Origin of the sequence: Anoxybacillus sp. B2M1 (assembly GCF_001634265.1) — a bacterium.
GTDB classification, from domain to species: Bacteria; Bacillota; Bacilli; order Bacillales; family Anoxybacillaceae; genus Anoxybacteroides; species Anoxybacteroides rupiense.
The window spans coordinates 3,237,617-3,250,000 of sequence record NZ_CP015435.1 but is presented as its reverse complement, the minus strand read 5'-3'; the positions used below and the strand labels follow the sequence as shown (position 1 = coordinate 3,250,000).

The 12,384-nt window shown below is 38.9% G+C and carries 9 protein-coding genes and 1 rRNA gene (1 of these 10 running past the window's edge); 4 read left to right on the top strand and 6 right to left on the bottom strand.

Features of this window, described 5'->3' with window-relative positions; genetic code table 11:
• Positions 1-42 (bottom strand): 16S ribosomal RNA (locus GFC28_RS15825); it reaches 1,513 nt to the left of the window's first position.
• Between the two features lie 1,467 nt (positions 43-1,509).
• Here GFC28_RS15825 and GFC28_RS15820 point away from each other — a divergent pair.
• The gene (locus GFC28_RS15820) at positions 1,510-2,331 is read left to right on the top strand and encodes a protein-glutamine gamma-glutamyltransferase (RefSeq protein WP_044745069.1); all 822 of its coding nucleotides are present in this window, start codon (positions 1,510-1,512) and stop codon (positions 2,329-2,331) included.
• On the opposite strand, the gene GFC28_RS15815 is transcribed toward GFC28_RS15820, so the two are convergent.
• The gene (locus GFC28_RS15815) at positions 2,308-3,210 is read right to left on the bottom strand and encodes a DMT family transporter (protein ID WP_044745070.1); all 903 of its coding nucleotides are present in this window, start codon (positions 3,208-3,210) and stop codon (positions 2,308-2,310) included. The two genes, GFC28_RS15820 and GFC28_RS15815, sit on opposite strands and share 24 nt — an antisense overlap.
• A 74-nt stretch (positions 3,211-3,284) precedes the next feature.
• On the opposite strand from GFC28_RS15815, the gene GFC28_RS15810 reads away from it, so the two are divergent.
• On the top strand, positions 3,285-3,962 hold the full coding sequence (locus GFC28_RS15810; protein ID WP_044745071.1) for an MgtC/SapB family protein: 678 nt from the start codon (positions 3,285-3,287) through the stop codon (positions 3,960-3,962).
• A 293-nt stretch (positions 3,963-4,255) separates the two neighbouring features.
• Here GFC28_RS15810 and GFC28_RS15805 read toward each other — a convergent pair whose 3' ends face one another.
• Together GFC28_RS15805 and GFC28_RS15800 are read right to left on the bottom strand one after the other, a co-directional pair.
• Positions 4,256-5,953 (bottom strand): methyl-accepting chemotaxis protein, encoded by a 1,698-nt coding sequence (locus GFC28_RS15805; protein WP_044745072.1) that lies wholly within the window; start codon positions 5,951-5,953, stop codon positions 4,256-4,258.
• Entirely contained in the window at positions 5,950-7,128 is a 1,179-nt protein-coding gene (locus GFC28_RS15800; protein ID WP_044745073.1) for an ATP-grasp domain-containing protein, read from the bottom strand. Before GFC28_RS15800 ends, GFC28_RS15805 begins: the two co-directional genes overlap by 4 nt.
• Before the next feature lie 699 nt (positions 7,129-7,827).
• Between GFC28_RS15800 and GFC28_RS15795 the strand changes: the two genes are divergently transcribed.
• Positions 7,828-9,468, top strand: coding sequence for a M4 family metallopeptidase (locus GFC28_RS15795; RefSeq protein ID WP_044745074.1), 1,641 nt, complete (start codon positions 7,828-7,830; stop codon positions 9,466-9,468).
• Positions 9,469-9,657: 189 nt separating this feature from the next.
• On the opposite strand, the gene GFC28_RS15790 is transcribed toward GFC28_RS15795, so the two are convergent.
• Positions 9,658-9,924 (bottom strand): hypothetical protein, encoded by a 267-nt coding sequence (locus GFC28_RS15790; protein WP_044745075.1) that lies wholly within the window; start codon positions 9,922-9,924, stop codon positions 9,658-9,660.
• Positions 9,925-10,004: 80 nt separating this feature from the next.
• Positions 10,005-10,508 carry a GNAT family N-acetyltransferase gene (locus GFC28_RS15785; protein ID WP_172798661.1) on the bottom strand — a complete coding sequence of 168 codons (504 nt, stop codon included), beginning with the start codon at positions 10,506-10,508 and terminating at the stop codon, positions 10,005-10,007.
• A 139-nt stretch (positions 10,509-10,647) separates the two neighbouring features.
• Here GFC28_RS15785 and GFC28_RS15780 point away from each other — a divergent pair, with 139 nt between their 5' ends.
• Positions 10,648-11,820, top strand: a complete 1,173-nt coding sequence (locus GFC28_RS15780) for an MFS transporter (protein WP_044745076.1) — start codon at positions 10,648-10,650, stop codon at positions 11,818-11,820.
• Positions 11,821-12,384 lie beyond the last annotated feature (564 nt).

Genomic DNA, 12,384 nt, shown 5'->3' with positions numbered 1-12,384 from the left:
CCGCCAGCGTTCGTCCTGAGCCAGGATCAAACTCTCCAAAAGAAAGTTGATTGGCTATTATTTAAATTTCGGTTGACCATACCGAAATTTTTCGATTAACGCTTCGTTTTGTTCAGTTTTCAAAGAACATTTATCCTCTTTATCAGAGCGACTTCTTAATATTATCACAGTAAAAAAATACTGTCAATCACTTTATTTTCCGTTCGCTGTTTTATTTATCATCATCAGCGACGTTTTATAATTTATCATATCCTAAAATAAAATGCAATAGTTATTTTTATATTTTTTTAAAAAAACATATATTCCATGCTATAAACATATACATAAATGAGCTAACAAAACATACTTTAACATATCCCTTACAAAAAATTGCTCTTTATTTTCATCGCTCAATAAGTATATCATCTATAATAACACGCATCACACCATACAACATAGTTCAAATAGGCAGCTCAGGAGGAGGCTTTTGAACAAAATATCAGGATATATTTAGAAATTCAATATCTTTTTTGTTTGACAAATCACCTTCATAAATGAAGGGAGTATTTTCAAAATCAATATTAAACATTGGAAGTAGTATAATTAGGTATCTAAAAAACCAATCACTTCACACGTTGATTCACATGTATGGATTGGCATTATTCTATTCATTGTTACCCACCCTCTTGATGCATAAAAATCACCGCCTCGCTGGCGATCTTTGACTTTTCAAAGAGGATTGATTCTAGCTTAAGTTACACTTATATGATGCAATCACTTGTTATCCTTGTACTGTATAAATGATAAACAATCTGCAAAAACAAGGTCACCTGACCTCAAATCGGACCATTACACAATGGAACGAATGTTAGGGCATCCCTATCGCTGTACATCATGCTCAATTAGCACCGGAGGTATACAAACAGTTCCAGCATCCAAATGCGCATATCTTTTGTAACAGTGCACATAAACCTTACAGCATACATGGGCAAATGTTGATTCCATTTTTTATCGATTGAGCAGCTTCTAGTGCCAATCGCTCTTCTTTATTGTACTCTTTTTGGTCACAGCGAATTTTAGATGTTCATCAGTCAGCTTCCTTTGAGAAAAATAGACACATATCAGAGCAAACCGTAGAAACAGATTTTCATTATACAGCATCCAAAGACTTCATAACGACATTTACATAAGAAATACGGATTCATGAAAAGATGGACGAATTTTGCTTCGAAGAAAGGATATGAGTGAATGTTCTGCTTTTTAGCCTAATTTTTTAAGAAAAGCTCTTATATAATCTACTATATACACTACCTTATCCGTAAAACAAGAGAACACCAATCCCCATATTTTTGCTGATCCTTTGTTATTTTCTAAATGCTTTTACACAGATTATCCACATTTTTTCCACAAAAACACAGTGCTTATTCACACTGATCATTAAATACTAGCACTGTTTTGGGCAAATATGTGAATAATTATTTTTTAATATTCACAATTTGTTGATAACTCCTAAATGAAAGGGTGGACAACATGATTCAAGTTAAAAGCTCCATTGTGGATAACCAATTTTTTTCCCATTCGCCTTTATCTAAAGAACAAACCATGATTTTTCAAACTTTACTAAAAGAAAGAAAAAAATACACATATAAAAATGAACAACAGCTTCTATTTGAGCTGAAGCTACGAGAACAAATTCTTCATACGGCTATTCGCTTAGCAAAAAGTAAAGCACGATTTACCATTTTCCGTTTTTCAAGATGTAATGAACAGTTTTGGTCACGAAACCATTTAGGCGGATTTGAGTTAAAAAAGAATGTGACTCCAGCTGATGGGATTAATGATATTTTTGAAAACAGCCAGCTATACGCCTTTGAGTGTGCAACAGCTATTGTCATCATTTTCTATAAGGCAGTCTTAGATACGATTGACCGGCAAACTTTTAATCAGCTGTTCGCCAACCTTCTTTTATACGATTGGCATTATGACGAAGATTTAGGAGTACAAACAAAAACCGGGAACGACTACATTCCCGGCGATTGTCTATATTTTAAAAATCCTGATGTCGATCCAGAAATGCCTCAATGGCAAGGAGAAAATACCATTTACTTAGGAGGAGATCTTTATTATGGGCATGGGATCGGAATCAAAACAAAGGATGAAATTATTTCAGCACTCAATAAACGGCGAAAAAAAGCAGCGAAAAAGTCAGCTTACTTATTAGAACAAACAACAAGAGTAGATTTTAAATATTTAAGCAGGTTTGCAAATAGCGAGCAGCGCATAGCTTTGCCATTCGATCCAAGCCATCTGTTCATTGGGAAAATCGGTTCATCCACTTTCTTGAATTTGTAACGTTTTTTTTCGATTTTCACTCCATAAATATGTGCCAATGCCCAATAAAATTAAGGAACCGCCAATCCATTGCGATGGTTGGATCATTTCTCCAAGTAAAAAATAGGCTAAAATAGCAGCACCGACAGGTTCAAATAAAATTCCCATTGAAATGGTCGCAGCACTTACCCATTTTACCGACCAATTCATTAACGAATGGCCCAGCAAAGTGGGGATGATGGCAAGTAAAATAAAACAAAGCCAATCTGTTTTTTTATAAGAAAGTAGAGGATAGCGAAAGCAAAGCACATAGAGCAGCAGGGTGAGAGAGCTGATTCCATACACAACATATGTATAGATCGTCAGCGATAGTCTTTTTCGTAACTCCTGTCCAAACAGCCAGTATCCTGTAATCATCATACAAGCAAGCAAGGCTAGCATATCACCGAATAGCGCCTGTCCGCTTATTCGAAAATCTCCCCAGCTAATGATGGTGCTTCCAACAATCGCAAGCAAGCCGCTTAACAACGCGCCAATCGTCAATCTTTCCTTAAAAAACACGTAGCCTCCAGCGAATGCAAACAATGGTTGCAGCGTCACAAGCACAACAGAACTTGTTACCGACGTATAGTTTAAAGATTCAAACCAGAGAATAAAGTGAAAAGCTAACAATACACCAGAGATAGCAGAAAACCACCAATCTCTTTTCGAAATTTTCAATAGTTCACGCCAAGCCGGGAGAAACATCGGAGTCATCAGTGCAACTGTAAAAAAGAGACGGTAAAAAGCGATTACAGCTGCAGGAGCGTGTGCCCATTTTACTAAGATGGCCGATGTTGATATCGAGAGCGCACCGATAAAAAGAGCGAGATACGGCTTAAATAACTTTTGTGATTGCATCATCCATCCCTCGTTCAACGTTTTATAATTTATAATGATTATAACATTGACTGAAGAAGAAAAGGTGATAAAATATGGATTTTCATCTTTTTATGAAGCTAGGAATATCAACGGTATTAGGCCTTGTGATCGGCATCGAGAGAGAATTAAAGCGAAAGCCGGTGGGATTAAAGACATGTTTAGTCATTTCCATTGTGAGCTGCTTATTAACGATTGTTTCTATTGAGTCAGCATATGTATTTCCTTTAAAAAACCGCATGGCCATGGACCCGCTTCGCCTTGCTGCGCAAATTGTATCCGGCATTGGTTTTTTAGGGGCAGGCGTCATTTTGCGCCGAGGGAATGACAGCATTTCGGGTCTGACAACGGCTGCTCTTATTTGGGGAGCAGCCGGAATCGGCATTGCCGTTGGGGCGGGATTTTACTGGGAAGCTATTTTAAGCGTGGGATTGCTTATTTTAAGCGTAGAACTCATTCCTCTTCTCACCTCTTTTTTTGGACCAAAGCAGTTACGAGAAAAAGAGTTTGTTTTGCAAATTACTATTTCTAATAACGATCATATTGATGATGTGATTTCTGCCATTAACCAGCAAATCATTGATATAAAAACGGTTCGAATTAAAGATTTTGATGATCATCATCATCTTATTAGACTAAAAGTAGCTGTCGATCAGAAAAAATCAATAACGGATGTCTATTATTCGCTTCGCAGCATCTCATCCATTGTTCATATTGATATTGAAAGTGGTTAATGATGGACAATCCAAGAATGCAATGATCCATTATTTTACTAAAAATATGGAATAATTGAGCTAGACACAAGCGTTTCTGCCAGATGTATGCCCAGTCGGCAAGCGAATGACTTGCCGACTACGGCAGAAAAGCGAGGAGTCAAGCGATGCCAATTTGTTTTTATTGGATCATCAACACACCTGACATTCCATTAAAGTGATATCATTACACTTGATTACGTCGCTTAAACGAAAAGGCCGAAAGATTCACTCGACTCTTTATAAATTGAGATCGTGATTTTACTGAGGAATACTTACTCTATCTTAAACTTTGCAATCATCTCTTGAAGGTGATCAGCTAAACGTTTTAGTTGAATGTTTTGCTCCTTTAAGTAATCAATAGTATGGTTTTGTTGAATAGCAGAAGCAGAAATCTCCTGAATCACCGCTACCCCTTGTTCAGAAATAGCCGCAATTTCCTGAATGGATGTCAAAACCTGATCGGAGGATTGGTATAGATCTTCTGTATTTTTGGCGATAGCATCCATTCCTTTTGTTAACTGCTCTACGGATTCATAAATCGCATGAAATAGTCGGCCATTATCTTCAGCAATCTCCACCCCTTTTACAATATCTTCAAAATCTTGCTGATTTAGCTGAAGCACCACTTTAGCCTGTTCGTTCATTTCCTCTATCGCTTGAGAAATAACTTGAATGGATTCGTCGGTTTGATGGGCCAGCTTCTGAACTTCTTGAGCTACGACCGAAAATCCTCTCCCTGCATCTCCAGCGCGGGCTGCTTCGATGGAAGCATTTAAAGCCAGCAAATGAATCTGCGATGAAATCTCTTGAATCATTTGAATAATGTGGTTAATCTGTTTTAGTTTTTCCCCAAGATCAGACAGATTTTGTTTACTCGTTATTCCATTTTGTTTAATTTTACTCATTTGTTCTGTAATCATTTGTACTTGAATGTTCCCTTTTTCCGCCTGCTCTCGTGCCTGACCTGTAAGGTTTTTAATCCATTTTGTTTGCTCGTCGACATTAGAAATAGACATCGACATTTCAGAAATCATATGAGAAATGCGATCAATATGATGCGCTCTTTCCTCTGATCCTTTTGCTTCTTCATTTGTGCTGACAGCAATTTGCTGCGATGCTTGAGACAATTCGGCAAAGGACCCCAAAAGAATTTCACTGCTTCCATGGATGGTTTGTGAATTATCGCTTACTTGCTGAATGATATGGCTTAAATTTTTTCTCATTTCTTCAAAACTGGCTGCTAAAATGCCGATCTCATCTTCTCGCTTCATCTTGATTGGTTGGCTAAGATCCCCATTGGAGAAACGCTTTGTGTACTGTACTAATTGTTTTAAAGGCTTGGCTATTCGATTTCCGATGAATAGCGCCAGTATAATGCCAGCTGCAATCATCACCGCAGTTAAAATGATCGAAAAGGTCCATATCCAATGCTCGAGTTGCTTAATAAACTTAGCGCTCATGTCCACGCCAATGATCGCATCCGTTCCCTCCACCGGCATAAAAAAGGATTTATGGACTCCCCATTTATCTTGGTAAATGCTGCTTAAAATCTGTTCTTTTTGTTCATATGATTGTTTTTGTTCCTCTGTAAACGGAGACTCCACCATAAATTCGTCGCTGTCATTTAAAGCGACAATGACATCTCGCCCATTATGTCTCGCCAATACATATACATACTCAATTCCGTTTTTATTTTTAATAAATGAGTCAAGCTCTTGTTTAAGCTCCTCCCCATATTTCTCTGGAAAGGCAATAACATTTTGAATAAGAGTTGGATCAAGTTTTTCCGCCAATGTTTCACCATTTTCAGTTAAGCGCTCATCAAACTGTGGAATTACATGATCTTGGATAATGTAACTAGACACATAATAAACAAAGCCAAATGCAACGACGGAAAATAGAATAAAAGGCAAGATAAAACTTATAATAAGCTGAGATCGAATCGATTTTCTCCAAAGCATCTTTTTCATTCTTTAGCCCCTTCTCCCGAATATTGAAGTTCCTTTCTGTGGATAAATGCTTGTAAATCGAGCCGCAGCAACCGATAAAGCTCGTCCATTGTTTTACTTTTAAAAAATACGATCGCAAAAGTTCGGTCATTTGCTGCTTGTATCGGCCGGTATTCTAAGATGTGGTCAAACTGTTTTTGAAATAATGGGTGATTAATGGATTGAATCAAGCTTTGAGAAATATGCATAGGAATTTCGGCGCAAAGGAAGCTATAGATGTGATCGTCCATATGTTGAAGCGTTCTGTTCCAGTCCGGGCATGTTCCTCGGAAATAGTGTTCATATACATTGCATCCATAAGCATAGAATCCGAGATCTGTTGTACCTGCTCCAGCAAACCGAAGCGGGTTCACTTCAATCGGAATTATGCTGTCATTGTTTTTTCTAATTTCAAAATGAATAGGAAAGTTTTTTAATGGATAAATTTCTTGAAACTGATGCATAAACGCAAGAATGTCATCGTAAATCTCGGCAATCACCTGCTTTGATGTATAATAAATCCGGTCTGATGTATCATATTCATCTTTAAACAATCGTTTAAAAACATTTAAAATCACCGGATGACCGCTGTGGTCATAATAGCCATCAATCGCGTATTCTTCTCCAAAAATCCATTTTTCAATTAAAATACTTTCTCCATCAATAACACTTTGATACATATTCTCCGCTACAAACAGTTCTGTTTCTAACTGCCGCAACGCCGCTTCCCATTCATTTGCGCTTTTTACTTTATATACGCCTACGCTTGAGTACCCTTTGCTGGGCTTTATGACAACAGGAAAAGGGATCTCATCAATCGAAAGGCTGTACAGCTCATTCCTATCCACAACTTTGTAAAAATAATCTGGATACATTTTTTTCAAAGCAGAACGAAAAAGCCCTTTGTCTTTTAACTGTTTGGACCAACGGTTTTGCACGCTATCTGAGACATATGATTCAAGCAATTTTAAGCAGCTTTCTGAATTCGTTAATAGTTTTGTTTGCTCATTCATGAGCCCAAAAAATTCTGTCTCGTCTAATGTCTTTAAGCCATTTAAAGAATTCGATGGATTCCCCTGAACCAAAACAGGGATATCCAATTCTTGCAATGATGCAAGCAAAATCGGTGAAATAATTTGATCATTGATAAGAATCATCTTGATGCACCTTTCTAATAAATAAAAATTAGTACTATAGAAGCACGCTCGTCCATGCTACATCCATGTCTTATCATGTTACTCTAACTGTACAAAAACATTAGGTTGACTATACCGCAACGAAACCAAAGCACTACTCCTTTCACTATTATTTTAGTAAACTATTTCTAACATTTTCTTTATCGTCAGGACTGGAGTAATTTTTAACATATTCCACTGTTATTACTCTATTGTGTAAATTGGCTCATTTCAGAAAGTATTTAACTTTTTCCAATAAACTTTCCTCATTAGGAAATTTGTTCAGGGAATTTCGGTTGTTTATGTCTTCTTTCTCTTTATTTAAAGCGATCATCTATCGAGCAATACAATCACACTCATTGTCCTTCGTGCTGTAATAATTATGATGAATGGACCGTATTAAAACTCACGATCGGGAGGCAAATCGGCTTGCCGGCTTCCGATGAAAAGCGGGGAATCCGGTATTGTTCATTGGTTTTTATTGGATGATCAACACGCCTGATCGTTAGCTGCAATGAGGAGAGGCACAGTCCATTTAACACTATGAACATATTGAAAAATAAAGGCCAAATCATTCCCATCTCTATCCAACTTTAATGACCACTTTCTCAATACCCATTTGCCGTTTTGTATAATACAATTTTTATCGTATATAATCCAATTTTACAAAGGAGGAAATTTATGAAAAAGAAAGCTACTTTTATTTTAGCAGCAGGTTTAACGTTTAGTGCCCTTCTTCCATCATCGTATGCGACCGTACAATCTCCCGCAGCACAAAAGCATGCCCACCAGAAAATGCAAATCCTCCAAGAAAACTGGGATGCGAAAAACGGTGCTCCAGAATTTCTATCCGGAAAGCTATCTTCACAGTCTTTTAAAAGCGAAAAAACGATCCGGGAATTTTTGAAAAACAATCAAGAAATTTATCAGATCAATCCTGACACAGAGCTTACATTAGTCGATGTGAAGACCGATGAATTAGGCATGACCCACTATAAATATGTTCAGTCACTCAATGGCGTTCCGATAGATGGCGGAGAATTTTTAGTCCATACGGATAAAAACGGGATTGTCAAAGCCACGAACGGAAAGCTCCGTCCTAGCGCTTCGGACAAATTTAAAAACAAAACAGCCGCTAAAATTTCGGATAAAGAAGCCATTGACTTGGCTTGGAAGCACATTAATGTAACGAAACAAGAAACAGAGGTCAAAGAGGATAACGCACCTTTAAAAGAAAAAGCGGATGTCGCCAATACAGTGGAAAAAAGCAAACTAGTTGTTTACGAGAAGGATGGAAACTACTATTTGACCCACAAAGTAGAATTGCAATTTATTTATCCGTATCCGGCCAATTGGAAAATTTACGTTGATGCAAATAACGGCAAAATTGTCGATGCCTACAATGCTGTAGCCGAAGAGGCAACAAGCGGCTATGGCTACGGAGTATTAGGAGATTACAAAACTCTTAATACTTACTACTCTAACGGCACCTATTATTTATACGATGTGACAAAACCGATGTCAGGGGTCATCGAAACACGCACGGCGCAAAATGGCACGAGCTTGCCTGGCTCCTACTCTGTTGACAGCAATAATGCATGGACTGCTTCTTCACAACGCGCTGATGTAGATGCCCATTATTATGCAGGAGTCGTCTACGACTATTACAAAAACACACATAATCGCAATAGCTTTGATAACAACGGAGCAACGATTCGCTCAACGGTTCACTATAGCAATAGATATAACAACGCATTTTGGAACGGAGTACAGATGGTTTATGGAGACGGGGACGGAACGACGTTCGCTCCTTTATCAGGCGGACTCGATGTTGTCGCACATGAGTTAACACATGCTGTCACTGATCGAACAGCAGGGCTCGAATATCGCAACCAATCAGGCGCATTAAATGAATCAATGTCAGATGTTTTCGCTTGCTTTGTAGATTCAAATGATTACTTAATCGGCGAAGACGTCTATACACCTAACGTTTCCGGCGATGCTTTAAGAAGCCTTTCTAATCCTCAAGCATACGGACAGCCAGCTCACATGAACGACTATGTATACACCTCTTCAGATAACGGCGGAGTGCATACAAATAGCGGTATTCCAAATAAAGCTGCCTATTTGACGATTACTGCAATTGGCAAGGAAAAAGCAGAAAAAATTTATTATCGAGCATTAACTGTCTATTTAACTCCAACAAGCAATTTCAGCAATGCTCGAGCCGCTTTATTACAAGCTGCTGCTGATTTGTATGGATCCGGCAGTTCAACATATAATGCGGTGGCCAACGCTTGGAACCAAGTAGGAGTATATTAAACCTCCTCCAAACAGAGCCAAAGCCAAAAGAATATGATTTCTTTTGGCTTTGGCCTTCTTTCATCTATCGAATGATGCAACCCGCTTCACAAGCAGAATCTCATTTTTTCGACGGTCAGAGGCTAATCAAGGTGCCGTTCGCTTGAAGGGCGGAAATCTACTTAGCAAATGTATGATGACATGTTTTGGTCAGTGTTTCGGCAAAAATTCCTCAATGATATGGCTGTCTCCACCATGAATCTGATTGGAAGCTAACAACTCTTTTTCCGTTAATAATTGAAATCCATACCTTTGCAGCTCGCGTTTTTGAATTTCAGACAGCTGCTCATAAGACACAATAGCCGGCGTCCCCGACGATTTATAAATTAGGTTTTTCGTGACTGGACATTGGAATACATCAGCGACAAATCCTTCTCCATCTTGGATCGTAAATAGACGAATCGGCATTACATTCATACTTTCTCCCTCTTTTCACTGTTTGTTGGCCTTTATAAGTACTGACGATTTTTCTATTATATTTCCCACCAACCGACTGTCTATACGATGCGTTTTCCTACAATGATAAGATCTCGCTCCACGCCATCTAATTCCGCAACTTTCGGAAAATGCCCCCATGTAGTAAAGCCAAAATGAGAGAAAAGACGCAAGCTTGGTTCGTTATGGGCAAAAATAAATCCGAGTAGCGTTTTAATATTCAGCCTTGGGCATTCATCAATGGCGGCTTGTAACAATTGCTTTCCCATTCCTTGTCCGCGATATTGTTCAGAAATATAGATGCTGATTTCCGCTGTATGCTGATAAGCAGACCGTCCATAAAAAGACTGAAAGCTGAGCCATGCACATATTTGCCCCTCTTTCTCAACGACCCATAGCGGCCGGGTGTCAGCAGAATGTTCCCAAAACCAGCTTTCTCTGCTCTCTACCGTTATCGGTTCTAAATCTGCTGTGACCATTCTTGAGGGAATGGTTTCGTTATATATACGAACAATCGCCGAAAGATCCTCATAACGAGCATCCCTAATAATCAATGATTCCTGCATACTTCCCATTCCTCCTTAAGCATTTTATTTGCAAAAATACATAAAAAGGGAGCATACTTAAATATTATTTAAAGCGAGTGACTGAATCTTCCAGAAGCGCTGATTTTACTTCTTAATAAAACATGAAAGGAGGAAGCAGATGAATAAGACACTGATCGTGTATTTAGTGTCGCTTGCTGCATTTCTTGGTCCATTTACACAAACGATCTACACACCTATTTTACCAGAAGTCACAAAAGATTTTGGCACATCTTCATTTTTGGTGAATTTGACAATCTCCATTTTTACTTTGTTTTTAGCACTCATGCAGATCGTTTATGGACCTCTTACAGATACAAAGGGGCGAAGAAAGGTTCTTTTATTTGGTATTTTTATTTATGTACTAGCATCTCTTGGCTGTTTCTTTTCACATTCCATTTCTATCTTGCTCGTCTTTCGCGCTCTGCAAGCCATTGGAATTGCGGCTGGCTCCGTCGTTGCTGCTACGGTGATCGGCGATTTATTTGAAGGGAAAGCAAGAGGAAAAGCGATGGGAACGTTTCAAATGATGGTTTCGCTTGGCCCGGTCGCAGGGCCGATCGCTGGAGGCTTTATTGGGGGAAGCTTTAACTTTCATACCGTCTTTCTTGTCCTTGTATTCGTAGGCGCTGTTATTTTCCTGTTCAATTTTATTTTTTTAAAAGAAACTAAAACGGAAACAGGCTCTACAGAACGCTTCCAGCCACGGGATTTTGTTTTTATTTTAAAAAATCACACGGGCGCGTCCATCATTTTATTGGGCTTTACGCAATACTATGCGCTATATAACTTTTTAGTATTTTTGCCAAACATTTTGAACGACCGATACGCGCTTCCAGCAGAACAAAAGGGAATCGTGTTTCTATGCATGTCTTTGTTTATTGTCGTGGGCAGCTTCGTCGGCGGAAGGATACAAGGACGCTTCCCAAGCCGAAATGTGATTGTCACGACCGCCTATTTAAATGTGTTGGCCGTGTTCTTATTTCTTTTAGTTTCACATATAGCGCTCCCATTACTGATTGTTTCCATCATGCTATTTGGATTCTTCCTAGGAACCTCTTTGCCTGTACAAACAACTCTTCTTACGCAAATATTTCATTCCAACCGATCTACTGCTATTGGGGTCTATAATTTTTTCCGATATATTGGAATGGCGTGCGGACCTATAATCGGGAGCTGGCTTCTTAAAATCGGCGGATATGATACGATCTATGGATTTGTTGATGTGCTGTTTCTCTGCTGCTCGTTAATACTTATGAAGCAATTTGGCAAAGCAGCCTATAAGCCGCAATAATCCAACGTTTCTAGTGGTCATTTAGGGAAGGACGTTCGAACAAGATTTGTCCTTTCCTCCATTGAACCATATCGCCTTTCGTGGCCAACAAACTCGTAGGTTGAAAACATATTGTAAGACTCTCCCGTTGAAAAATGAAGAAATTAAGGTAGCTGGAGCATCATGGATATGAGGCCGTGCTGTTTCGGCAGCCGGGTGTAAGACTGAAAGCAACGTTCTCAAACCTTCGTCACACAGATGCGTGACGAAGGCAAATTCACAAATTCGTTTCCGGTCGCCGCTCTTCCAAAGATCGTTCGTCTCTTTTTTACTAGCGTTGATATAGCGTGAACGGATGCTCCGGCTAACATATCGTCCCATTTCTGCCCTATAATCTAAACTTCCAAAAATCAAAAGCCCTTTCTCCTCCGCGTCTGATCGTTTTGCCCAGGTGGTAATGGATAAGATGGAAGAGAAAAAATACGAAGCACAGCTTGTTAGGGGGTTGGAGGCATGTAGAGATGATGGGCAACTAGGCTGAAAGATTCACTATCCGTAATTTTTTATTCCTCATCCCGTTCTCAT